This window comes from Streptomyces sp. NPDC032161 (assembly GCF_040636995.1).
Lineage (GTDB): Bacteria > Actinomycetota > Actinomycetes > Streptomycetales > Streptomycetaceae > Streptomyces.
This window is the reverse complement of the sequence record NZ_JBEZVN010000002.1, coordinates 236,129-258,727: the sequence shown is the minus strand read 5'-3', so window position 1 is coordinate 258,727 and position 22,599 is coordinate 236,129. Positions and strand designations below refer to the sequence as shown.

General features: G+C 72.2%; 21 protein-coding genes and 1 pseudogene. 13 read left to right on the top strand and 9 right to left on the bottom strand.

The window, feature by feature from the left end; genetic code table 11:
* The first annotated feature begins 47 nt into the window (after positions 1 to 47).
* The 4 genes from AB0E67_RS06940 to AB0E67_RS06925 all read left to right on the top strand — a co-directional run bounded on the left by AB0E67_RS06940 (position 48) and on the right by AB0E67_RS06925 (position 4,171).
* Complete coding sequence (locus tag AB0E67_RS06940; protein WP_362022005.1) at positions 48 to 659, top strand: TetR/AcrR family transcriptional regulator; 612 nt, start codon at positions 48 to 50, stop codon at positions 657 to 659.
* Positions 660 to 706: 47 nt separating this feature from the next.
* Complete coding sequence (locus tag AB0E67_RS06935; protein ID WP_362022002.1) at positions 707 to 1,864, top strand: acetyl-CoA C-acetyltransferase; 1,158 nt, start codon at positions 707 to 709, stop codon at positions 1,862 to 1,864.
* A gap of 241 nt (positions 1,865 to 2,105) precedes the next feature.
* Positions 2,106 to 2,309 (top strand): cold-shock protein, encoded by a 204-nt coding sequence (locus AB0E67_RS06930; protein WP_351517856.1) that lies wholly within the window; start codon positions 2,106 to 2,108, stop codon positions 2,307 to 2,309.
* 185 nt (positions 2,310 to 2,494) lie between these two features.
* Complete coding sequence (locus AB0E67_RS06925) at positions 2,495 to 4,171, top strand: DEAD/DEAH box helicase (protein ID WP_362021999.1); 1,677 nt, start codon at positions 2,495 to 2,497, stop codon at positions 4,169 to 4,171.
* 144 nt (positions 4,172 to 4,315) lie between these two features.
* Here the strand turns inward: AB0E67_RS06925 and AB0E67_RS06920 are convergent, their stop codons facing one another.
* The 4 genes from AB0E67_RS06920 to AB0E67_RS06905 all read right to left on the bottom strand — a co-directional run bounded on the left by AB0E67_RS06920 (position 4,316) and on the right by AB0E67_RS06905 (position 7,936).
* On the bottom strand, positions 4,316 to 5,428 hold the full coding sequence (locus AB0E67_RS06920; RefSeq protein ID WP_362021996.1) for a nitronate monooxygenase: 1,113 nt from the start codon (positions 5,426 to 5,428) through the stop codon (positions 4,316 to 4,318).
* Positions 5,428 to 6,135 carry a CoA-transferase gene (locus AB0E67_RS06915; protein ID WP_362023529.1) on the bottom strand — a complete coding sequence of 236 codons (708 nt, stop codon included), beginning with the start codon at positions 6,133 to 6,135 and terminating at the stop codon, positions 5,428 to 5,430. The genes AB0E67_RS06920 and AB0E67_RS06915 overlap by 1 nt, the downstream gene beginning before the upstream one ends.
* A 95-nt stretch (positions 6,136 to 6,230) precedes the next feature.
* The gene (locus tag AB0E67_RS06910; protein ID WP_362023527.1) at positions 6,231 to 7,085 is read right to left on the bottom strand and encodes a CoA-transferase; all 855 of its coding nucleotides are present in this window, start codon (positions 7,083 to 7,085) and stop codon (positions 6,231 to 6,233) included.
* Positions 7,086 to 7,186: 101 nt separating this feature from the next.
* On the bottom strand, positions 7,187 to 7,936 hold the full coding sequence (locus AB0E67_RS06905; protein ID WP_362021993.1) for an enoyl-CoA hydratase family protein: 750 nt from the start codon (positions 7,934 to 7,936) through the stop codon (positions 7,187 to 7,189).
* Between the two features lie 86 nt (positions 7,937 to 8,022).
* Between AB0E67_RS06905 and AB0E67_RS06900 the strand changes: the two genes are divergently transcribed.
* Both AB0E67_RS06900 and AB0E67_RS06895 read left to right on the top strand, forming a co-directional pair.
* Positions 8,023 to 9,018: an SDR family oxidoreductase gene (locus AB0E67_RS06900; RefSeq protein ID WP_362021990.1), complete on the top strand. Its 996-nt coding sequence runs from the start codon at positions 8,023 to 8,025 to the stop codon at positions 9,016 to 9,018.
* 218 nt (positions 9,019 to 9,236) lie between these two features.
* Positions 9,237 to 10,466, top strand: a complete 1,230-nt coding sequence (locus AB0E67_RS06895) for an NADH:flavin oxidoreductase (protein ID WP_362021987.1) — start codon at positions 9,237 to 9,239, stop codon at positions 10,464 to 10,466.
* A 30-nt stretch (positions 10,467 to 10,496) separates the two neighbouring features.
* On the opposite strand, the gene AB0E67_RS06890 is transcribed toward AB0E67_RS06895, so the two are convergent.
* Positions 10,497 to 11,423, bottom strand: coding sequence for a hypothetical protein (locus AB0E67_RS06890; RefSeq protein WP_362021984.1), 927 nt, complete (start codon positions 11,421 to 11,423; stop codon positions 10,497 to 10,499).
* Positions 11,424 to 11,674: 251 nt separating this feature from the next.
* Between AB0E67_RS06890 and AB0E67_RS06885 the strand changes: the two genes are divergently transcribed.
* Complete coding sequence (locus AB0E67_RS06885) at positions 11,675 to 12,451, top strand: serine protease (protein WP_362021981.1); 777 nt, start codon at positions 11,675 to 11,677, stop codon at positions 12,449 to 12,451.
* Between the two features lie 252 nt (positions 12,452 to 12,703).
* On the opposite strand, the gene AB0E67_RS06880 is transcribed toward AB0E67_RS06885, so the two are convergent.
* Positions 12,704 to 14,557: a beta-galactosidase family protein gene (locus AB0E67_RS06880; RefSeq protein ID WP_362021978.1), complete on the bottom strand. Its 1,854-nt coding sequence runs from the start codon at positions 14,555 to 14,557 to the stop codon at positions 12,704 to 12,706.
* 253 nt (positions 14,558 to 14,810) lie between these two features.
* On the opposite strand from AB0E67_RS06880, the gene AB0E67_RS06875 reads away from it, so the two are divergent.
* Positions 14,811 to 15,704, top strand: a complete 894-nt coding sequence (locus tag AB0E67_RS06875; RefSeq protein ID WP_362021975.1) for an AraC family transcriptional regulator — start codon at positions 14,811 to 14,813, stop codon at positions 15,702 to 15,704.
* A gap of 151 nt (positions 15,705 to 15,855) precedes the next feature.
* Here the strand turns inward: AB0E67_RS06875 and AB0E67_RS06870 are convergent.
* Positions 15,856 to 15,945: pseudogene (locus AB0E67_RS06870) on the bottom strand (IS5/IS1182 family transposase); the annotation flags it as partial.
* Between the two features lie 52 nt (positions 15,946 to 15,997).
* On the opposite strand from AB0E67_RS06870, the gene AB0E67_RS06865 reads away from it, so the two are divergent.
* Positions 15,998 to 16,324 (top strand): chorismate mutase, encoded by a 327-nt coding sequence (locus tag AB0E67_RS06865; RefSeq protein WP_362021972.1) that lies wholly within the window; start codon positions 15,998 to 16,000, stop codon positions 16,322 to 16,324.
* Between the two features lie 176 nt (positions 16,325 to 16,500).
* On the opposite strand, the gene AB0E67_RS06860 is transcribed toward AB0E67_RS06865, so the two are convergent.
* Positions 16,501 to 16,776, bottom strand: coding sequence for a hypothetical protein (locus tag AB0E67_RS06860; protein ID WP_362021970.1), 276 nt, complete (start codon positions 16,774 to 16,776; stop codon positions 16,501 to 16,503).
* Positions 16,777 to 17,121: 345 nt separating this feature from the next.
* Positions 17,122 to 17,691 carry a flavoprotein gene (locus tag AB0E67_RS06855; protein WP_362021968.1) on the bottom strand — a complete coding sequence of 190 codons (570 nt, stop codon included), beginning with the start codon at positions 17,689 to 17,691 and terminating at the stop codon, positions 17,122 to 17,124.
* A gap of 144 nt (positions 17,692 to 17,835) precedes the next feature.
* On the opposite strand from AB0E67_RS06855, the gene AB0E67_RS06850 reads away from it, so the two are divergent.
* The 4 genes from AB0E67_RS06850 (at position 17,836) to pepN (ending at position 22,509) form a co-directional block, all read left to right on the top strand.
* Entirely contained in the window at positions 17,836 to 19,020 is a 1,185-nt protein-coding gene (locus AB0E67_RS06850) for a helix-turn-helix transcriptional regulator (RefSeq protein ID WP_362021965.1), read from the top strand.
* A 124-nt stretch (positions 19,021 to 19,144) separates the two neighbouring features.
* Positions 19,145 to 19,342 (top strand): hypothetical protein, encoded by a 198-nt coding sequence (locus AB0E67_RS06845; protein WP_362021963.1) that lies wholly within the window; start codon positions 19,145 to 19,147, stop codon positions 19,340 to 19,342.
* Positions 19,339 to 19,614: a hypothetical protein gene (locus tag AB0E67_RS06840; protein WP_362021961.1), complete on the top strand. Its 276-nt coding sequence runs from the start codon at positions 19,339 to 19,341 to the stop codon at positions 19,612 to 19,614. Before AB0E67_RS06845 ends, AB0E67_RS06840 begins: the two co-directional genes overlap by 4 nt.
* Before the next feature lie 375 nt (positions 19,615 to 19,989).
* A complete protein-coding gene (gene pepN, locus AB0E67_RS06835; RefSeq protein WP_362021959.1) occupies positions 19,990 to 22,509 on the top strand; it encodes an aminopeptidase N in 2,520 nt (839 codons plus the stop codon).
* The last annotated feature ends 90 nt before the right edge of the window (positions 22,510 to 22,599 follow it).

Below are 22,599 nucleotides of genomic sequence, written 5' to 3'. Positions count from 1 at the left end.
GTGCCCGCGACGTCCGGGGCAGGGGGTCGCGGGCGGAGAATGGGCAGGTGCCTACCAAGAAGAAGCCCCAGGTGACCCCCTCGCCCGAGCGCCGCCGCGAACTGCTCGACACCGCCGCCGAGGTGTTCGCCGCGCAGGGATACAACGCCACCACCGTCCGCGGGATCGCGGACGCGGCGGGGATGCTCGCGGGCAGCCTCTACTACCACTTCGACTCCAAGGAGTCGATGATCGACGAGATCCTCTCGACCTTCCTCACCGAGCTCCGGGAGGGCTACGAGGCGGTGCTCGCCGCCGGACTCGACCCCCGGGAGACCATCGAGGCCCTCGTCACCGAGTCCTTCCGGGAGATCGACCGGCACCGCGCCGCCGTCGCCATCTACCAGAAGGAGTCCAAGCACCTGGCGACCCAGCCGCGCTTCCAGTACCTCGTCGACTCCCAGCGCGAGTTCGAGCAGGCGTGGCTCGGCACGCTGGAACGCGGCGTCGCCGACCGGACCTTCCGCGCCGACCTCGACATCCGCCTCACCTACCGGTTCGTCCGCGACACCGTCTGGGTCGCGGCCTCCTGGTACCGGCCCGGCGGACAGCACAGCCCCGACGAGATCGCCCGTCAGTACCTCTCGATGGTCCTGGACGGCATCGCCCTGGACACCTGACCCCTGGGCGGACCCGAACCCGCGAGCCCCGTGAAGGAGTGGCAGTCATGGCCGAGGCATATGTGATCGAAGCGGTACGCACCCCGGTCGGCAGGCGCGGGGGCGGCCTCGGCGGGATCCACCCCGCCGACCTCGGCGCCCACGCCCTCCGGGCCCTCGTGGAGCGGGCCGGGATCGACCCGGCGGCCGTCGACGACGTGGTCCTCGGCTGCCTCGACACCGTGGGGCCGCAGGCCGGCGACATCGCCCGCACCTGCTGGCTGGCGGCCGGACTGCCCGAAGAGGTCCCCGGCGTCACCGTCGACCGCCAGTGCGGCTCCTCCCAGCAGGCCGTGCACTTCGCCGCCCAGGGCGTGCTCTCCGGCACCCAGGACCTGGTCGTCGCGGGCGGCGTGCAGAGCATGACGCAGATCCCGATCGCCTTCGCCTCACGCCAGGCCGCCGCACCGCTGGGCCTGACGGAGGGGCCGTACGCGGGCAGCGAGGGCTGGCGCGCCCGGTACGGCGACGCGCCGGTCAACCAGTTCCACGGTGCCCAGCTCATCGCCGAGAAGTGGGGCATCAGCCGTCTCGACATGGAGGAGTTCGCCCTGCGCTCCCACCGGCGCGCGCTCCGCGCCATCGACGAGGGCCGCTTCGCGCGCGAGACCGTCGCCGTGGGCGACATCACCACCGACGAGGGCCCGCGCCGCGACACCACCCTGGAGAAGATGGCCGCGCTGAAGCCGGTCATGGAGGGCGGCACGATCACCGCGGCCTGCTCCTCGCAGGTGTCCGACGGGGCGGCCGCCGTACTGCTGGCCTCCGAACGCGCCGTGGCCGAGCACGGCCTCACTCCGCGCGCCCGCGTCCACCACCTCTCCGTGCGCGGCGAGGACCCGATCCGCATGCTGTCCGCCCCGATCCCGGCCACCGTCCGCGCGCTCGCGAGGACCGGCATGACCATCGACGACATGGACCTGATCGAGATCAACGAGGCTTTCGCCCCGGTGGTCCTGGCCTGGCTGAAGGAGACCGGCGCCGACCCCGACCGGGTGAACGTCAACGGCGGTGCGATCGCTCTGGGGCACCCGCTCGGCGCAACCGGTGCGAAATTGTTGACGACGTTGCTCCACGAATTGGAGCGCACCGGGGGCCGCTACGGGCTCCAGACCATGTGCGAGGGCGGCGGTCAGGCGAACGTGACGATCATCGAACGGCTCTGATTTCCTCCGGCCCGGGCCGGAGACCGTCGGCCGCGGCGTGGCGCGTCCCCGCCGCGGCCGACGGAACGTGCTACGGTTGCCGCGTTGCAGTTTTGGTACCCATGAACATGATGTGCGCCTGACGGGAATGCTTCGTCGGGCGCATTATTGTTTTCCGGCTTTCTCCGGATGGGGCTCAATGCGGCGACGCGGAATTCGTGAAGTGCGGATTTCCGGCACTGCACCTCTTGAGGAGAATGACATGGCCACTGGAACCGTGAAGTGGTTCAACTCGGAAAAGGGCTTCGGCTTCATCGAGCAGGACGGCGGCGGCGCCGACGTCTTCGCCCACTACTCCAACATCAGCGCCACCGGCTTCCGTGAGCTTCACGAGGGCCAGAAGGTCACGTTCGACGTGACGCAGGGCCAGAAGGGCCCGCAGGCGGAGAACATCGTCCCGGCCTGACCGTCGGACGCGCAACCCGCAGCCGGGGCCCGCACCGTCGAGGTGCGGGTCCCGGCTTGTGCTGTCCCAGTGGCCCCGGGCCCGCTCACGCGGTCCGTCGTCCCATCACGCTGTGTTCCCAGCGGTCCCGGCAGTTCCCCCGGGGTCCTGGGAAATTCCAGGAATCCCCAGGAGGGCAATTCCGTATGACCCGTTCCGAACGCCAGGACCGCCCCGCCCGCAACCGCCCGTCGAGGGGGCGCGGCACGGCCCCGGCGAAGGCGGCCGCCAAGGGCGCAGGCAAGGGCCCCGGCAAGGCGTCGTCCCGTCGCAGGGCCATGCCGTCGCAGGGAGAGTTCGCCCTGCCCGAGACCCTGACCCCCGCACTGCCCGCCGTCGAGGCGTTCGCCGAACTGGACATGCCGGCGGCCCTGCTGAAGACCCTGGCGGCGCAGGGAGTCACCGATCCCTTCCCGATCCAGGGCGCCACGCTGCCGAACTCGCTGGCCGGCCGGGACATCCTCGGCCGCGGTCGCACCGGATCCGGCAAGACCCTCGCCTTCGGCCTCGCGCTGCTGGCCCGTACCGCCGGGCGGCGTGCCGAGCCGCGGGCGCCTCTCGCGCTGGTCCTCGTCCCGACCCGCGAGCTCGCCCAGCAGGTCACCGACGCGCTGACGCCGTACGCCACCTCCGTGCACCTGCGCCTGGCCACCGTCGTCGGCGGCATGTCGATCAACCGGCAGTCCCTCGCGCTGCGACGGGGCGCCGAGGTGCTCGTCGCCACGCCGGGCCGGCTGAAGGACCTCATCGAGCGTGGGGACTGCCGCCTCGACCAGGTCGCCGTCACCGTGCTCGACGAGGCCGACCAGATGGCCGACATGGGCTTCATGCCGCAGGTCGTGGCGCTGCTCAAGCAGGTCGAGCCGGGCGGTCAGCGGATGCTGTTCTCCGCGACGCTCGACGCGAACATCGACCGGCTGGTCAGGATGTTCCTCACCGATCCCGTCGTGCACTCGGTCGACCCGTCCGCAGGCGCGGTCACCACGATGGAACACCATGTGCTGCACGTGGTCGACGAGACGGACAAGAAGGCCGTCGCCATCCGGATCGCCGCCCGCGACGGCCGGGTGATCATGTTCGTGGACACCAAGCGGTCCGCCGACCGCTTCGCCAAGCGGCTGCTCGCCAACGGGGTACGGGCCGCGGCCCTGCACGGCGGGCGCTCCCAGCCGCAGCGCAACCGGACGCTGGACCAGTTCAAGAACGGCCAGGTCACCGCCCTTGTCGCGACGAACGTGGCGGCACGCGGCATCCACGTCGACGACCTCGACCTGGTCGTGAACGTGGACCCGCCGACCGACCACAAGGACTACCTCCACCGGGGCGGGCGCACGGCGCGGGCCGGTGAGTCCGGCAGCGTCGTCACCCTGGTGCTCCCCGAGGAGAAGCGGGAGATGAACCGGCTGATGGCCGACGCGGGCATCTCCCCGCGCACCACCCGGGTCCGTTCCGGCGACGAGGAACTCGTACGGATCACCGGGGCCCGGGAACCGTCCGGGGGCGCGGTCGTCATCGAGGTCCCCCAGCCGGTCACCCCGCCGAAGCAGCGCACCCGGTCCGGCGGTGTCGAGCCGGGCGGTCCCGGCACCTCTTCGGGCGGGCGCCGTCGCCGCCGCGGCGGCACCGGCCGGGGCGGCGACGGCACGGGCCGGGTCTCCGGAGGCGGCGAGCGCCGGGGTGCCGGGGACGGAGAGCGCCGGGGCTCGGGCGGTTCCACCGGCGGCGGTTCCTCCCGCGCGGCCGGTGCCGGGCGCTCCCGGACCCGGGCCGGTGCCGGGAACGGTGGCGCCGAGCGGACGGGGCGTGGCCGCCGGGCCGCGTAGCCGTCGCCCCCGTACACGCGACGTGCGGAGACGCGCGGAGGCGTGCGGAGGCGTGCGGGAAACGTGCCGAGACGTCCGGGCGCACGCGCGGACGAGGTGCGGCGGCCGTGACCGGGGTGCGCCCGGTCACGGCCACCGTCGTGGTCACCGCACCGCCGCTCCGTCGCCCGGCGGGGGCGAGGGCCGGGACGGTGTCTCGGGGGACGGGGCCAGGGCGCGTGTCACCGTGCCCAGGGCCGCATGGGCCTCCGCCATCACCCGTTCCACCAGCTGCGCGCAGCTGGGCAGATCCTCTATCACCCCGGCCACCTGCCCCGACGCCATCACGCCGAGATCGGTGCGACCGTCGACCATGGACGCCTTCAGCAGCATCGGGGTGTTGGCGGCGAGCAGGACCTGGCTCCAGGACAGGTCCTTGCCGTGCCGCATCGCGAGACCGTCGCGCACCATCCGGGACCAGCCGAGGCCGGAGATCCGCCGGAAGCCCGCCGCCCGGCGCACCGCCTGGGCCAGCGCCCGTACCCGGCCCGCGCGTTCCAGCGAGGCGACCATCTCGGTACGCAGCATCCGGTGCGGCAGCCCGTCCACCGCCGTGGTGACCGTGACGTCCTTGACACCCGCGGCCAGGTAGCGGGCCTTCACCGCGTCCGGCACCGTCGAGTCCGACGTCAGCAGGAACCGCGTGCCCATGGCGATGCCCGCCGCCCCGTACGCCAGCGCCGCGACCAGGCCGCGGCCGTCGTGGAATCCGCCCGCCGCGATCACCGGGATGTCCACCGCGTCGACCACCTGCGGCAGCAGCACCGTGGTCGCGACGTCGCCGGTGTGGCCGCCGCCCTCGCCGCCCTGCACGACCACCGCGTCCGCGCCCCACGCCGCCACCTTCTCCGCATGGCGCCGGGCACCGATCGACGGGATGACGACCACCCCCCCGTCCTTCAGCTCGGCGATCAGGTCCTTCGAGGGGGCCAGCGCGAAGGACGCCACCTTCACGCCCTCTTCGATGATGATCCGTACCCGCTCGCGCGCGTCCCCGGCGTCGGCCCGCAGATTGACGCCGAACGGCTCGTCCGTACGGGACTTGACCTCGCGCACCGCCTCCCGCAGCCGCTCCGGTGTCATCGTCGCGGAGGCCAGGATGCCGAGCGCTCCGGCGCGGGCGGTGGCGGAGACCAGCCGGGGGCCCGCGACCCATCCCATGCCGGTCTGCACGACGGGGTGGCGGACACCGACGAGTTCGGTGAGCGCGGTCCGCATCAGACCCGCACCTCGCGGTTCCGGGCGCCCGCCGGGTCGATGACCTCGCGGATCAGGCGCAGCTCCGTGGCGGTGGGTTCCCGGGTGGACGGGACGCCGTCCTGCGCGTCGGCGAGGGTGAAACCGGTGGCCGCGCGGACCTGTTCGACGGTGACGCCCGGGTGCAGCGAGACCAGGCGCATCGAATGGTCCGGGGTCGCGAAGTCGAGAACGGCGAGATCGGTGACGACACGCCGGAGGCCGTGGTGGCGCCGCGCCGACGGACCGGCCGCCGCCGCGCTGTCGTACCCGACGCCGCAGATCATGTCGACACGTTCGACGAAGACCAGGCGGGAGTGTTTGGGAACCCAGTAACTCACCGGATTATTCAGGGAGTTGACGGGTGCGCCGCGCGCCCCGAGCAGCTGCCGGTCGGGCCGGTGCCAGTCGCCGATGCAGGAGATGTTCTGGTTGCCGAACCGGTCGAGCTGGCTCGCCCCCATCATCACGTGACGCCTGCCGCCCGTGACCATGGAGAGGTGCTGACGGTAGGGCAGCCAGCCCTCCGGCGTGCCGTCCGGGCCGACGATCAGCGCCTCGCCGTCGGTGAGCAGCAGATCGGGGGCGAAGGTGAGCCGGGCGAGCCGCGCGCCGATGGACGGGACGGCGCCCATCGGACTGGCCAGTACCTCGCCGTCGCCCCGCCAGGCGTCGGCGCAGGCGATCACGCAGTACTCGGCCCGGGTGGCGGGGGGCGCGCCGGTGCCGGCGGGGGCGCGGTCGGCCGCTTCGGCCGTCGTGTGGTCCGTGGTGCGATCCGTGGTCACTGCTGCTCCTCGTGCCAGGTCCGGACGGCCGCCTGATAGCTCTTCTCGTCGCCGTGCGCGGGCAGGAAGCGGTCGCCGAACTCCGCCCAGGCGGCGGGGTCGGCGGCGGCGGTGGCGTACGCCCTCTGGAACGACTCGTCGCGGGGGTGGTCGGGCGTGCACGAGGTGAAGTGCGCGCCGTTGGGCGTCTCGACCACCCCGGTGACGTAGTGCCGTTTCACGAGGAGGGTCTGCGGCGCGGCCTTCTCCGTCAACTCGGCGGTTTCCACGAGGCGTTCGCAGGAGACGTACGCGGTGTCGGCGGCCTCGCAGAACAGGTCGTCGAAGTACGGGTCGGGGCCCAGGTACTGGCCGTTGCCGAACCGGTCGGCGCGGTTCATGTGCACCAGCGCCGCGTCCATCCGCAGGGCGGGCATCGCGACGAACTCCTCGCCGTCCGCGTACGGTGAAGTGACCGTGCGCAGCACGGGGTTGACCCGCATCACGTCCGAACCGATACCGGCGCGGACGGGGAGGAACGGCAGTCGGTTCGCGGCGGCGTGCAGTCCCCACATGAGCATGGCCTCGTCGAGCTCCATCAGTTCGAACGCGCCGCGCTGGCGGGCCGCCCTGTAGTGCGGTTCGAGCGGGATCGAGTCGAGCGTGACGAAGGCCGCGACCAGCTTGCGGATCCGGCCGGCGGCGGCGAGCAGGCCGACATCGGGGCCGCCGTAGGAGACCACGGTGAGATCGGTGACGTCGGAACGCAGTAACTCCCGTACCAGAGCCATCGGTTTGCGGCGCGAGCCCCAGCCTCCGATACCGATCGTCATCCCGCTGGAGAGGCGCGAGACGACCTCGCGCGCGGTCATGCTCTTGTCGGTCCTCGCGTCCGGGCCGGCCCCGGCCCCGGTGGCGGGGTCGGGGCCGGCCCCGGTGGCGGTCCTGGCTGTGGCCCTGGGATCGGTTTCGGTCACGGTCGTGCCTCCCTGCCGAAGGTGTCGCGGACCCGGTCGGCCACACCGCTGAGACCGGCCTCGAAGGTGAAGCCCTGTTCGAAGCGGTAGCTGCGGCGGACGTCGACCGGGTCGATGCCGTTGATGGCGGCCTTGGCCAGCCGGATCAGATATCCGTCCTTGCGAGCGATCTCACCCGCCAACTCCATGGCCGCGTCCAGGAGTTCTTCGCGCGGGACGACCTTCCAGACCGATCCGTGGGCGTGCAGCTCGGCGGCGGTGGCGGTGCGCGAGGTGTAGTACAGCGCGCGCATCAGGTGCTGCGGCACGAGCCGGGCGAGGTGGGTCGCCGCACCCAGCGCGCCCCGGTCCAGCTCGGGCAGGCCGAACGTGGCGTCCTCGCTCGCGACGATCGCGTCCGCGTTGCCGACGAGCCCGATGCCGCCGCCGAGACAGAAGCCGTGCACCGCGGCGACGACCGGCACCTCGCACTCGTACACCGCCGAGAACGCCTCGTAGCAGCCGCGGTTGGCGCCGATCAGGGCGTCGTGTCCGGTGTCGCGCTGCATCTCCTTGATGTCGACGCCCGCGTTGAAACCGCGCCCCGCGGCGGTCAGGACGACACAACGGACCTCCGGGTCGCGCCCCGCCGCGCGCAGGGCGTCGGCGAGGTCGTACCAGCCCCGCACGGGCAGCGCGTTGACGGGCGGGTGGTCGACCGTGATCAGGCGGATGCCCTTGTCCGGGCTCGTGGTGGAGACACCCATGAGCGAATCAGCTACCTTTCCACCAAACATTTGTTAGGTATGGAAGGTAGCAGTCTGCCCCCGCATCGCCAACAGGGAGAGGTGTGATGGCCACGAGCAGGGACGGATACGGCGCGGCACGACCCGAGCGACCCGAGCGAGCGGAGCAGGCAGGGCGGGCGGAGCGGACGGAGAAGGGGCTGTGTGCCGGGCGGGTGGTGGTCGTGACCGGTGCCGGGCGCGGGCTCGGCCGGGCGCACGCGCTCGCGTTCGCCGCCGAAGGGGCACGGGTCGTGGTCAACGATCTCGGTGTCGGTGCCGACGGAGCCGGGGGATCGGACGGCCCGGCCCGGCAGGTGGCCGACGAGATCTCGGCGGCGGGCGGCGAGGCGGTCGCCCACACCGGCGACATCGCCACCGCGGACGGGGCCGCGTCACTGGTCACCGCCGCGCTGGAGACCTTCGGGCGGCTGGACACCCTGGTCAACAATGCCGGATTCCTGCGCGACCGGATGCTGGTGAACCTGGACGAGGACGACTGGGACGCGGTGATGCGGGTCCACCTGAAGGGGCACTTCCTGCCCCTGCGTCAGGCCGCCCGGCACTGGCGGGCCGAGGCCAAGGCGGGCCGTCCACCGGTCGCCCGGGTCGTCAACACCGGCTCCGGCGCGGGGCTGCTCGGGAGCGTCGGCCAGGGCAACTACTCCGCCGCGAAGGCCGGCATCGTGGGCCTGACCCTGGTCGCCGCCGCGGAGCTGGGGCGGTACGGGGTCCAGGTCAACGCGATCGCCCCGGCGGCCCGGACCCGGATGACCGAGCGGACGTTCGCCGAGACCATGGCGGCGCCGGGGGAGGGGGAGTTCGACGCGATGGCCCCCGAGAACGTGTCCCCGCTGGTGGTGTGGCTCGGCTCGGCCGCGAGCGACGGGGTGACCGGGCGCGTCTTCGAGGCGGAGGCCGGGCGCATCACGGTCATGGAGGGCTGGCGCCCCGGCCCCACCGAGGACCGCAGGGCCCGGTGGGCGCCGGCCGAGGCGGGGGAGGCGGCCCGGAAGCTGCTCGCCCGCGCGGAGGCGTCGCGGCCGGTGTACGGAGCCGGGTAGGGCGGTGTGCCGCCGGCCGACGCACCACCGCCGCACTTCGCCCCACCCCGCCGTACCGGCCTCGCCTCGCCGAACCGGATGTACCGGCCGCACTTCGCCATTCCCGCCGTACCGGCCTCGCCTCGCCGAACCGGATGTACCGGCCGCACTTCGCCATTCCCGCCGTACCGGCTTCGCCCCGCCCGTACCGGCCGTACTCTCAACGATCGGAGACCGGCATGGACCGCCGACAGCGACTTCCCGCCCCACCGGACCCCTTCGCCCCCGCCCGTCTGGGCCCCCTCACCCTCCGGAACCGCGTCATCAAGTCCGCCACCTTCGAGGGCGTGACGCCCGACGGCCTGGTCACCGACGAGTTGATCGCGTACCACCGTCGGCCCGCCGCCGGCGGAGTCGCGATGACCACCGTCGCGTACTGCGCCGTCGCCCGCGAGGGCCGTACCGAGCGCCGCCAGATCTGGATGCGCCCCGAGGCGGTGCCGGGGCTGCGCCGGCTCACCGATGCCGTGCACCGCGAGGGCGCCGCCGTCAGCGCCCAGCTCGGCCACGCGGGCCCGGTGGCCGACGCCCGCTCCAACCGGCTGCCCGCCCTGGCCCCCGGCCGGTTCCTCAGCCCGCTCGGCATGCGGATGACCCGGGCGGCCACCCCCGAGGACATCGCCCGGGTGATCCGCGCCCACGCCACCGCCGCCCGGCTGGCCGTCGAGTCCGGATTCGACGCGGTCGAGCTGCACTTCGGCCACAACTACCTGGCCAGTTCCTTCCTCAGCCGCCGTCTCAACCATCGCGACGACGCCTACGGGGGCAGCCTCGACAACCGCGCCAGGCTCGCCCTCGGCATCGCCCGCGCCGTCCGCGAGGAGGTGGGCGACACGATCGCGGTCACCGCCAAACTCAACATGGACGACGGGGTGCCCGGCGGCTTCTGGCTCGACGAGAGCCTCCAGGTCGCCCGCCGGCTCCAGGAGGAGGGCACGGTCGACGCCCTCGAACTGACCGCCGGGAGTTCCCTGTTCAACCCGATGTACCTGTTCCGGGGCGACGCGCCGGTCACCGAGTTCGCCGCCGTCTTCCGTCGGCCGGTGCGCCTGGGCATACGTCTCGCCGGTGGCCGGTTCCTGCGCGCGTACCCCTACGAGGAGGCCTTCCTGCTGCCCGCGGCCCGACAGTTCAGGGCCGCGCTGAGCCTTCCGCTGATCCTGCTCGGCGGCATCACCCGCCGTGCGACCGTCGAACTGGCCATGGCGGAGGGCTTCGAGTACGTGGCCATGGCCCGCGCGCTGCTGCGCGAACCGGACCTGGTGGACCGCATGAGGGAGGAGCCCGACGCACGATCCCTGTGCATCCACTGCAACAAGTGCATGCCGACGATCTACCGGGGCACCCACTGCCCGCTCGTCGGTCCTCCGGCCGGTGCACCGGCCCGGCCTCCTACGGACGGGGGATGACCGGACACCGTCGTCGCGGCGCCCGTACGCTCAGGTGTCGCAGTCCAGGACCGTCCGGCACAGTCCGCACCGGGCCCGCATCCGGCCGCGCACCGGAACGCGCAGGCGCTGGTGGCAGGTGGGGCAGGGGAAGGAGACCCGGAGTCCCCGCGGGCCGTCCTCGAAGGCGTACGGGACGTCGGAGGCCGGCCGCGCGGGCGCGTCGCGAGGCTCCTGGGCGGCCCGCCGGTCGCGGGCGTAGCGGTGCCGGGACGCCCAGCCGGCGGAGGCGAGCGGGGGCTGTCGGTTGTCACGCAGAGCCTGCGCCCGCCCCTTCGTGTAAGCCGTGTACGCCTGCGGGCTGGTGAACCAGGGGGAGGGGTCCTCGCCGAAGGCGAACGCCCGCTTGGCGAGGACGTACCCGAACTCCTCCGGGGTGAGGTAGCCGAGCTTCTGGCTGGATACGGCGTCCTCGCGGAAGGCGTCCAGCAGCAGCCAGCCGGCGCCGAGGTAGACCGTCACGGTGTCGGTGAGGATCTCGTTGTCCCGCGTCCCCGGGAACTCCAGGCCGAGCCGGTGCAGCAGTACATGCGTGATCTCGTGCGTGAGAGCGGCGCCGACGTCCCTGCGGTGGGTGCGGAACCGGTCGTTGAGTTCGATGAAGTACTCCGGTCCCGCGGTGAGTTCGACCGTGGCGGCGTGCTCCGTGGTCCGGAAGGCGACGATCATCCGGGCGTCGGGCAGGTGCAGGTGCTGGACCACGGCCCGGGCCACCCGCTGGGCCCCGAGGTGCAGGTCGTCGTGGTCGGAGAAGGCGACATCGGCCGCGGCGAGGCTCGTGGCGTAGCCGTGCACCCCGTCGTACGACAGCCTCCGGTACAGCGCCGTGATCGCGGAACGGACGGTCCCGAGATGAGGGAAACCGTGGACGACCGGCCCACCACCGACCCGGCTGCCGCCCCGACCGCTGTCCGTCACGTGTCCACCCCCGTCCGCGACGTCCGATCGGTCTCCACTGTAACCGCGACGGCATTGGTGATCTTGGCTGAAAAGCGAACCTTGTGGAGGTCGTGATCGCTTCCCGATAATCCCAAGCACGCCTTTGTCGGGAGCATGACCAATTCGGGTGACCCTGCCCGTGCGCCGGGCGAGGGCGGACACACCCCGCGAGATCCGGGAGATCCCTCACGAGATCTCCTACGACACCCCCCACGAAAGAAGGCAGTCCCTTGAAGCAGCTTCTGCGCGCCCTGAAAAGATGTACCGTCATGGCCGCCGTGGCCCTCGCGGCCGTCAGCCTCCAGCCCGCCGGAGCCTCCGCGGCGCCCGCGCCCGTCGTCGGCGGGACCCGGGCGGCCCAGGGCGAATTCCCGTTCATGGTCCGGCTGTCGATGGGCTGCGGCGGCGCCCTCTACGCCAAGGACATCGTGCTCACCGCCGCGCACTGCGTGGACGGATCGGGCAACGACACCTCCATCACCGCCACCGCCGGCGTCGTCGACCTGCAGTCCTCCAGCGCCATCAAGGTCAAGTCCACCAAGGTCCTCCAGGCCCCCGGCTACAACGGCACGGGCAAGGACTGGGCACTGATCAAGCTGGCCAAGCCGATCGACCAGCCGACCCTCAAGATCGCCACCAGCACCGCGTACAACAACGGCACCTTCACCATCGCCGGCTGGGGCGCGGCCACCGAGGGCGGCTCGCAGCAGCGCTACCTGCTCAAGGCCACCGTGCCGTTCGTCTCCGACGCCGAGTGCCAGGCCGCGTACGGCGGCGACCTCGTCCCCGGCGAGGAGATCTGCGCCGGTCTGATCGACACCGGCGGCGTGGACACCTGCCAGGGCGACTCCGGCGGCCCCATGTTCCGCAAGGACAACTCCGGATCCTGGATCCAGGTCGGCATCGTCAGCTGGGGCCAGGGCTGCGCCAGGCCCGGCTACCCGGGCGTCTACACCGAGGTCTCGACCTTCGCGTCCCAGATCGCCTCGGCCGCGTCCACGCTCTGATCCGGGAAACCCGCACGTCCGTAAGACCGTAAGGCCATGAGTCCGTCCGTAAGTCCGTGAGCCGGGGCTCCTGAACCCGGAGCCCGACCGGGCCCGGAACCCGCGAAGGGGGCTCCGGAACGGGCTCCGGGCCATCGGCCCGGCACCGGCCCCGGTCCCGGCGATCCGCCGGGGCCATGGGCCGGTGCCGGATTCCGTGCTCCGGACCCGGGCGTCACGTTCCGGCCCCGGTGCCGCGTTCCGGACCCCGGCTCACATCCGGACGTCCCCCGGGGCATCCGCGGCCCGGACGGGCACCCCCGGACCCAGTCCGGCGTACGGGGCGCCCGCGTCCTCCAGCTCCAGCACCCACACCTCATTGGCGCCCTCCCGCAGTACCGGCCCCGGCACGTACAGCGTCCGCTGCGGGCCGCTCGACCAGTACCGGCCCAGGCCGAAGCCGTTCACCCACACGAACCCCCGCGTCCAGCCCGGCAGTTCCAGTCCCGCGTGTCCCGTGCCCGCCGCGCCCGTGACCTCGAAGGTGCCCCGGAACAACCCGGTACGCCGCGCCTCGCCGACGCCCCCGGCCCGCGCCGCTTCCCCGGTCTCCCCGGCACATCGGATGTCCTCGAACGCCACCCCGGCCAGCGCGTCCGGCTCCTCGAACGCCTCCAGCCGCAGCGCCCGCGCCCGTACCCCGTGCAGATACTGCCGTTCGTGCACCACCCCGCCCGTGATCCCCTTGGGCTCACCGAGCCGCGGCCCGTAGTTGACCCGGCCCAGGGACTCCACCCACAGCTCGACCTCGGCGGGACCGGCCACCGGCTCGTCCAGGGTGCCGTTCTCCTCGCTCAGCACACCCGCGCGGACACCGTCCACGTACACCACGGCCCGGTCCCGCAGCCCCACCGTCCCCAGGGCGTACGGGATGCGCGGCCCCGGCACCGCGACCTGGTAGCGCACCAGCCCCCGGTCGACCCCGAGCTCCTCGAACGTCGGCGGAACCCCCAACGGCGCAGGCTCCTCGTCGCCCAGCGCCTCCAGCACAGCGGGAAGCGGGGCCCAGTCCGTCAACTCCGCGCGCACCGGGGCGGTCAGCGGCGCGGGCTCCGGCGGAAGCTCCGGAAGCGGCCCGTCCGCGTACTCGGCCAGCACCTCGCGGAACCGCCAGAACTTCTCCGTGGGACGTCCGTACTCGTCGATCGGCGCGTCGTAGTCGTACGACGTCACCGTCGGCAGGAAGTCCTGGTCCTGCAACGGGCCCGAACGGTTGGCCCCGGCCCACCCGGCGAAGTTCGTCCCGCCGTGCGCCATGTAGATGTTCACCGACGCCCCGCACTCCAGGATCTCCCGCAGCGCCCGGGCGGACTCCTCCGGATCGCGCACGACCGGCTCGGCACCCCAGTGATCGAACCACCCGCACCAGAACTCCATGCACATCAGCGGCCCCTTCGGCTGATGGCGGCGCAGCACCTCGAAAGCCTCCCGCGCCCCCGAACCGAAGTTCGCCGTGGCCGGCAGCCCCGGCACGGAACCCCCCGTGAGCATGTGGTCCTCCGGCCCGTCGGACGTGAACAGCGGAACGGTCACCCCGAGCTCGCGCAGCATCCCCGCCACCCGCCGCAGGTAGACCTGGTCGGTGCCATAGCTCCCGTACTCGTTCTCCGCCTGAACCATGATCACCGGACCGCCCCGGCCGGTCTGCCGCTGCACCACCTGCGGCAGCAGTGCCGTGAACCACCGCTCCACGGCGTCCAGGTACTCCTCGTCACGGGTCCGCACCCGGCGCCCGAACCGCCCGGTCACCCAGACCGGCAGCCCCCCGTTCTCCCATTCCGCGCAGATGTACGGCCCCGGGCGGACGATCGCCCACAGCCCGGCCCGCTGCACCGCGTCCAGGAAGCGGCCCAGCGCCCCCACGTCCCGGTACCGGCCGGGACGCGGCTCGTGGAGGTTCCACGGAACGTACGTCTCGACGCAGTTCAGGCCCATGGCGCGCAGCATCCCCAGCCGGTGGTCCCACTGCGCCTCGTGGACCCGGAAGTAGTGCAGGGCACCCGACAGCAGCCGTACGGGCTTCCCGTCGATCCGGAAGTGGTCGTCCCCCACGGTGAAGTCAGCCATCGTGCTCGTCGTCTCCTGTACGTGCGGTCCCGGCGCGGCATGCCGACCGTCGCACGAGGGCACGCGCCACGGAGCGGGCGAACCCGGGAGGAATGTCGCACCCAAGCCTCGCCCCCTGGCGAGCGACCGGTCCATGGACAAAGATCACTGCTGTTTGGACACAATTGTTCGGACCCTGCCCGACCAGGCACCATGTCCGACCAGGAAGGATGTCCGACCGGGCAGCACGACGAGGGGGAGGAAAGGAAGGCCGATGTATCACACCTGGATGCGCTTCTTCACCCCCAGCCCGCTCCACCACCGGCTGGGCCTCGTCTGCCTCGGCGTGGGGCTGCAGCACGGCACCCTGCCGACGGTCGGCCCGCGCACCCTGGACCACCACGTGGCCGTCGTCGTCCACTCCGGCAGCGGCTGGTTCGGCGGGCCAGACGGCCGCCGGATCCCCGTCGTCGCACCCAGTCTGATCTGGCTGACCCCCGGCACCCCGCACCACTACGGTGCCGATCCGGGCACCGGCTGGGACGAGAGCTTCGTCGACTTCACCGGCCCCGCCACCACCACGTACACCGAGCTCGGCTACATCGAACCCGACCGCCCGCTCGTCCCGCTCGCCGACACGGCCGGGCCCCGCGCCGCGGTGGGCCGGATGGTCCGGGCCGCCCGACGCGACAACCCCCTGCTGGAGGTCGAGACCGGAGCCGCCGTCCACGAACTCCTCGTCGCCCTGCGCCGGGCCCGCGCCGATGTCAGCCCCGACGGCGACCCCGTGCTCCAGGCCCTCGCCCGGGACGCCTTCCAGCCGCTGTCCGTCGCCGAGCACGCCGCCCGGCACGGCATGACACCCGCCGAACTGCGCACGGCGGTACGGCGCGGGGCGGGCTGCAGCCCCAAGGACTACCTCCTCGGCATCCGCCTCGGCCGCGCCAAGGAACTCCTCGTCGCCACGGACCTGCCGGTCGCCGCGGTCGCCCGGCGCGTGGGTTACGACGACCCGGCGTACTTCTCCAGGCTCTTCGCCCGCCGCGTGGGCTCGGCACCGGTCCGGTTCCGCGAACAGCAGGGCCGCAACGTCCCGGGCGGCTGGAGCGACCAGGTGCCGGACCCGGAGAACCCGCCGACCATCCCTCCGCTCGGTCCGGCGCTCTGAGCCGGCCCCCTTCGCGGGGCCGCAGAGTCGGGCCGGCTCGGAGCGGCACGGTGCCGCAGGGCCGGGAACGCGGCGGCTCGCCCTGTGGGCGATGACCCTATTTGTTCGTTTTTGGGGAGCAGGTAACGCGGTATGGCCGACTCTCCGCCGCCTGTGGCCGCATCTTCGACCGTGCGATCAGCGGCTCGGTGATCTCCCACCGCCCGCCCGGAACAAGCCGGCTCCACGTACCCCGCCCCATGACCGGACCGACGGCCGAACCCCGCACAGGACACCGTCTAAGCTCGCTGACCATGACCACGAAGGACATCGACGAGTCCGTGAGCACGGAACTGAACCGCCTGCGCGAGAGCATCGACAACATCGACGCGGCGGTCGTCCACATGCTCGCCGAGCGCTTCAAGTGCACCCAGCAGGTCGGCCATCTCAAGGCCGCCCACCACCTGCCCCCGGCCGACCCGGCCCGGGAGGCCCGGCAGATCGCCCGGCTGAGGCAACTGGCGGAGAGCGCGCATCTCGACCCTGCCTTCGCGGAGAAGCTGCTGAACTTCATCGTCGCCGAGGTCATCCGGCACCACGAGCGGATCGCGGAGGAGTCGGCGACCGGCCAGAACGCCTGAGTCCCCGGGCCGGGCCCGCCTTCCTCCGCCCTCCTCGTCCTCGGCCACGAGGAATCGGGCGGCCCGGCCACGAGGACACGATCGCTCGGTCGCCCGGCCACGGTGGCTCGGCCGCAAGAACCCGGCCTGCTCGGTCATGAGGGCGCGGCTTGCTCGGTCACGAGGACGCGGGACGCTCAGCCACGAGGGTGCGGGGGCCGGACCGCCCGCCGACGCCTCGACCACACCACCCAGGCACTCACCAGCAGCCCGAGCCCCGTGGCCAGGACCACGAGCCCGGCCGAGGACGATTCGTCGACGTGATCGCCATTGCCGACCGGCGCGGGCGCCCCGGACGCCGCGATGTCCGGGAGGACCAGCAGCGCCGCCCCCACCAGGGCCGGTACGGCCCAGCCGACGCGTGCGGGACGCGAGAACCGGGCGGACACCAGCACACCGGCCGTCAGAAGCACCGCGCAACCGAGCGCCGGCACCACCCTGTAGCCCCAGGAACACCCCCTCGACCGCCCCGTATCCGATCGGCGTCCACGCGTTCCACGGGTAGTTCCGCAGGTGCGCCGCACGCCGGACCCCCACGAGACACCAGGAGACCGCACCCGCCGCGACACCCCACGGCACGACCCCCACGAACCTTCCGCTCCGCGCAGTACTCAACCGCCGTCCCTCCCCGCCCCGAGAAACCACCCGCACATGGCCGTCGGTCACACAGCCATCACCACCCGGGGCGCACCGCGGTCATGACCTCGGCCGTTTGGTCGACGCGGCGCGGCATCCGGCCCGCGGCAACACCGACGCGCTCAAGGCGAGCCGGACTCCACCCCGCTCAACGTACCGTCCAGCGCGTCCAGCGCATCGACCGCGATCTCCCACGGATACCCGCCGGGGCGCCGTTCGCCCGGCTGGTTCGGCACGAAGCCGCCGTTCCCGTACAGCACGTGCACCCCCGCCGACCGCAACGTCTCCACCGACCGTTCGAACTGCGGATGCCGTACGAAGGCGGTGTTCACGCACGGCATGGTCACCGTCGGGATCCTCTTGCCGATCCCCTCGGCCACGACACCGACGACGAACGAGGACGTGAGACCGAGCGCCCACTGATTGATGGTGTTGAACGAGGCCGGCGCCAGCAGGATTGCGTCGGCCCGCGGCCAGACGTCCGGATCACCCGGCCGCTTGTACTCAGAACGTACGGGATGTCCGGTCAACTTCTCCAACTCCGGTAACTCCTCCCGCAGCCACCGCGCCGCAGTCGGTGTCAGACCGAGGCACACATCCCAACCCCGGTCCCGCAACAGGCCGATGACCAGGGAAGCATCGAGAACAGGGGGTGCGGCGGAACCGAACAGGTACAGCGTTCTGGCGGTCATGGGCGCCATCCCACACCGAGGACGACAGCACACGCAACCACCCATCCACCCCCCGATACGGGTGGATTGGGGACGATGCCCAACCCCGGAACGATCTTCCGTGTGTACCTTCCTCATGCTCACGAGCGAGGAACGGAGGCCAGAGTGTGCAATGCGCATGACGATGCCGTAGGAGCCCGGATCAGGGAACAGCGCCGGCTGGCCCGACTGACACAGAGACAGCTGGCCGAGCGGATCCCCTACTCCTACAGCCTGCTCAACCAGGTCGAGTGCGGCGCGAAACCGGCGGGCGCCGACTTCGTCACGGCCGTCGCGCACGCCCTGCGGATCGACGTCACCACCCTGACGGGGGAGCCGTACGCGACCGAACCGCAACAGGGCCGGCTCGCCGCACTCGTACGCCCCATCCGCGAGGCACTCGACCTCTACGACCTCGGGGCCGACGAAACACTGCCCCACGTACCCGCCCACGCACTCCACACGGCCGCGGACCGACTGTGCGCCGACGTCCGGGCGGCCAGGCTGTGCAGCGCCGCCCGACGCCTGCCCGGGACGATCGCCCAACTGACCACCGCGGTCTCACGGGACCCCTCCACCGGGCTGTGGCAGGCCCTCGCCTCCACCTACCGCACCGCCCACGACATCGCGGTCAAACTCGGCTACTACGACCTCAGTTCCGTGGCCCTCGACCGCATGGACTGGGCCGCCCAACGCGCCTCCGACCCCTGCCTGGCCGCCATCCGCCAGTACATGCGGGCACTGGCGTACTTCCGCGAGGGCGAATACGCCATCGGCCGGCGGCTCGTCCGCGCCGGACACGGGCTGATCGCCTCCGTCCCACCGACGACACGGACCATCACCGTCACCGGACAACTGCACCTGGGCGCCTCCGTGATCGCGGCCCGCGCCGGCCGGGCGACGACCGTCGACGTCCACCTCGCGGAAGCCGAACGCTGCGCCGGGCTGGTGGGGGAGGTCCCGGAGATCCACTGGCTCTCCTTCGGCCCGACGAACGTGGCCCTGCACCGCATGTCCGCCGCCGTCGAGATGCACCAGTACGACGAGGCACTCACCCAGGCGAGGAGCATCAGCCTGCCCCCCACCCTGGCCGCGTCCCGACGCGCCCACTTCCTGATCGACAGGGCACGCTCGGAGATGGAGACCGGCCGGACCGAAGCGGCCCTCGCGAGCATCGCCGCCGCCCGCCGCACGGCTCCCGAGCAGACGCGCTACCACCCCGGGGCGCGGGAGACCGTCAAGGGCCTGGTGCACACGTCGCGCCGCACCCCCGAGACCCTGGGACACCTGGCCGCCTGGATCGGCCTGTGAAGTCCCCGGCCACCCGGCCGCCCCGACGACGCCACCGGCACTCACGGATGTGTGAGTGTTGAGCCCGCCGCCGTCCGGCACGCTGGTTCCCTACCACCCGATTCAACGGCGAACGAGGGTCATCATGACGGAGATCGTCCATGTGCCGGCACGGCTGGAACGCTGTTGCCACGACGGAAAGGTGACACGGCTACCGATCAAGGTCGACGAGGTGTACGCCGCGTCCGGCGTCGGCACCAAGGTGTACGCCTGCCCGGGGCACGCCCCTCTCTACGGGGGCTGCGCCACCAAACCCGCACACGACGGGGGAACGACCGGATGAGCAAGGCGATCCGGGACACCGGCTGGTCGATCGGCCCGGACCGGAGCGAGGAGGCGTCGCCACCGGTGCGACAGGTGGAGTGCACGACATGCCGGGAACGGTCCGAGGAGTGCACCTCACAACTCGGCCCGGACGCCTGGGCGCTGCGCCACGCCGCCCTGAGCGGACACGACGGGTACCGGGAGACCGTCACCGCTCTCCTCCGTGTCACGCCCGCCCCCGGAGCCCGGCGGACCGCAAAAGGACCGCGCCCTGACGGCCTCGCCCGCTGACGCCCTCGCCCGTTGGCCTCCCCGGCCGGTGATTTCTTGGTCCCGGGACTTCCAGCCCCGTGACCTCCTCGCCCCGTGGCCTCCCCGGCCGGTGATCTCCTGGTCCCGTGACCTCCTCGCCCCGCGACCTTCCTGGCCTGTGATCCCCTGGTCCCGCGCCGCGACTCGTGACCCCTGGTCCCACGAACGCCGCGACTCCTGATCGCCCGTACGACACCGGGGCGCACCGAGGGCGGCCGGCGGACCCGCCACGCAGCCTCCCGTGCCCGGTCCGGCACATTCCCGCGCCCCGGCGTGACCCCGCGCCCCGGCGTACTCCTCAGCCCTGTGAGAACCCGCCTGCGCGGCGCCCGGCCCGTACGGCAGCATGGACACATGTCCGTACTGACGCGCGACGAAGCGCAGACCCGAGCCCAGTTCCTCGACGTACAGCGGTACACGATCGACCTCGATCTGACCGCGGGGGAGGAGACCTTCGACTCCCGTACCGTCATCCAGTTCACCGCAGCCGCGGCCGGAGACACGTTCGTCGAGCTCAAGCCGGCCACCCTGCGCTCGATCAGCCTCGACGGACAGCCTCTCGACCCCGCCGACCTCGTCGAGAACCGCTTCCCGCTCACCGCCCTCACCGCCGGCGCACACGAACTGCGCGTCGACGCCGCCATGCGCTACTCCCGCACCGGCGAAGGCATGCACCGCTTCACCGACCCCACCGACGGCGAGACCTACGCCTACACCCAACTCTTCATGGAAGACGTCCAGCGCGTCTTCGCCGCGTTCGACCAGCCGGACCTCAAGTCCGTCTTCGAACTCGCCGTCACCGCCCCCGAAGGCTGGACCGTCCTCGGCAACGGCATCGCCGAACACCGCGGCGACGGCCGCTGGACCCTGGCCCCCACCCCCCTCATCTCCACCTACCTCGTCGCCGTCGCCGCCGGCCCCTGGCACTCCGTGACCACCGAACACGCCGGACTGCCCTTCGGTATCCACTGCCGCCGCTCACTGGCCCCCCACCTCGACGCGGACGCCGACGAGATCCTCGACATCACCCGGGCCTGCTTCGACCGCTTCCACGAGAAGTTCGACGAGCCCTACCCCTTCGACTCCTACGACCAGGCGTTCGTCCCCGAATTCAACGCGGGCGCCATGGAGAACCCGGGACTCGTCACCTTCCGCGACGAATTCGTCTACCGCTCCGCCGTCACCGACACCGAACGCCAGACCCGCGGCATGGTCATCGCCCACGAAATGGCCCACATGTGGTTCGGCGACCTCGTCACCCTCGCCTGGTGGGACGACATCTGGCTCAACGAGTCCTTCGCCGAGTACATGGGCTACCAGACCCTCGCCGAAGCCACCCGCTTCACCGACACCTGGGTCGACTTCGGCGTCGCACGCAAGGGCTGGGGGTACGACGCCGACCAGCGCCCCTCCACCCACCCCGTCGCCCCCGACCCCGCCGCCGTCCCCGACACCGCCTCCGCGATGCTCAACTTCGACGGCATCTCCTACGCCAAGGGCGCCTCCGCCCTGCGCCAACTCGTCGCCTGGCTCGGCGAGAAGGACTTCCTGGCCGGTATCAACACCCACTTCGCCCGCCACAAGTTCGCCAACGCCACCCTCGCCGACTTCATCGACAGCCTCGCATCGGCCACCGACCGCGACGTCCACGCCTGGGCCGACACATGGCTGCGCACCACCGGAGTCGACACCCTCACCTCCCGCGTCCAGGAGTCCGACGGCACCTGGTCCGTCACCGTCGGCCACGGCGGCAGCCGCCCCCACCGCATCGCCGTCGGCGCCTACGACCACGCCCCCGACTTCTCCGGAACCCCCACCCACACCGGACCCGGCCGCCTGGTCCTGCGCGACCGCTTCGAGACCGACGTCCCCGGCGACGGCCCGGCCGACCCGCTGCCCGGCCGACGCCCCGCACTCGTCGTCCTCAACGACAGCGACCTCAGCTACGCCAAGGTCCGCCTCGACGCCACCTCCTGGGACACCGCCCTCCAGCACCTGTCCGGCATCCCCGACGCGCTGACCCGCGCCGTCGTCTGGAACGCCGCCCGCGACATGGTCCGCGACGGCGAACTCGCCCCCACCACCTATCTCGACACCGCCCGCAGCCACCTTCCGCACGAGACCGACCTCGCCCTCGCCCAGGGCGTGCTCGCCTTCGCGGGCACCCACATCGCCGGCCACTACCTCACCCCCGAGAACCGGCCCGCCGCTCTCGCCACCATCACCGCACTCTGCCGTGACCTCATCCGCCGCACCGAGGACGGCCACAACCCCGGCCTCCGCCTCATCGCCGTACGCCACCTCATCGACGCCGCCACCCAGCCCGACACCATCCAGGACTGGCTCGCCAACGGCTCCGTCCCCGGCGGACCCGAACTCGATCCCGAACTGCGCTGGCGCATCCTCACCCGTCTCGCCGTCCTCGGCGCCATCGACGAGGCCCACATCGCCACCGAACTCGAACAGGACCCCAGCGCCACCGGACAGGAAGGCGCCGCCCGCTGCCGCGCCGCCCTCCCCACCCCCGAGGCCAAGGCCACCGCCTGGCACACCCTCTTCAACGACGACACCCTCTCCAACTACCTGTTCACCGCCACCGCCCAAGGCTTCTGGCAGCCCGAACAGGCCGATCTCGTACGGGACTACGTGCCGCGCTACTACCCCGAGGCCACCCGCCTCGCCTCCCGCCGAGGCCCCGCCATCGCCGAAGCCGCGGGCCGCTACGCGTTCCCCGGGTACGCCGTCGACGCCGACAACCTGAACCTCGGCGAGCAGGCCCTGAACGACACCGACCTCATCCCGGCCCTGCGCCGCAAGCTCATCGACCAGCTCGACGACCTCCGCCGCGCCCTCGCCGTACGCGAAGCCCACTGATCCGCACCGCCCCACCACCGTCACCCGCCGGCCGGCACCAACCCGTCACCACTGGTGCCGGCCGGGCGCCGATCCATCACCGGTTGCCCG

Coding starts and splice junctions, on each gene's coding strand:
- AB0E67_RS06845 (WP_362021963.1), top strand. CDS start 19,145: ATGACGGAGATCGTCCATGTGCCGGCACGGCTGGAACGCTGTTGCCAC.
- pepN (WP_362021959.1), top strand. CDS start 19,990: ATGTCCGTACTGACGCGCGACGAAGCGCAGACCCGAGCCCAGTTCCTC.
- AB0E67_RS06875 (WP_362021975.1), top strand. CDS start 14,811: ATGTATCACACCTGGATGCGCTTCTTCACCCCCAGCCCGCTCCACCAC.
- AB0E67_RS06925 (WP_362021999.1), top strand. CDS start 2,495: ATGACCCGTTCCGAACGCCAGGACCGCCCCGCCCGCAACCGCCCGTCG.
- AB0E67_RS06920 (WP_362021996.1), bottom strand. CDS start 5,428: ATGCGGACCGCGCTCACCGAACTCGTCGGTGTCCGCCACCCCGTCGTG.
- AB0E67_RS06880 (WP_362021978.1), bottom strand. CDS start 14,557: ATGGCTGACTTCACCGTGGGGGACGACCACTTCCGGATCGACGGGAAG.
- AB0E67_RS06895 (WP_362021987.1), top strand. CDS start 9,237: ATGGACCGCCGACAGCGACTTCCCGCCCCACCGGACCCCTTCGCCCCC.
- AB0E67_RS06935 (WP_362022002.1), top strand. CDS start 707: ATGGCCGAGGCATATGTGATCGAAGCGGTACGCACCCCGGTCGGCAGG.
- AB0E67_RS06910 (WP_362023527.1), bottom strand. CDS start 7,085: ATGACCGCGCGCGAGGTCGTCTCGCGCCTCTCCAGCGGGATGACGATC.
- AB0E67_RS06840 (WP_362021961.1), top strand. CDS start 19,339: ATGAGCAAGGCGATCCGGGACACCGGCTGGTCGATCGGCCCGGACCGG.
- AB0E67_RS06905 (WP_362021993.1), bottom strand. CDS start 7,936: ATGGGTGTCTCCACCACGAGCCCGGACAAGGGCATCCGCCTGATCACG.
- AB0E67_RS06855 (WP_362021968.1), bottom strand. CDS start 17,691: ATGACCGCCAGAACGCTGTACCTGTTCGGTTCCGCCGCACCCCCTGTT.
- AB0E67_RS06865 (WP_362021972.1), top strand. CDS start 15,998: ATGACCACGAAGGACATCGACGAGTCCGTGAGCACGGAACTGAACCGC.
- AB0E67_RS06900 (WP_362021990.1), top strand. CDS start 8,023: ATGGCCACGAGCAGGGACGGATACGGCGCGGCACGACCCGAGCGACCC.
- AB0E67_RS06930 (WP_351517856.1), top strand. CDS start 2,106: ATGGCCACTGGAACCGTGAAGTGGTTCAACTCGGAAAAGGGCTTCGGC.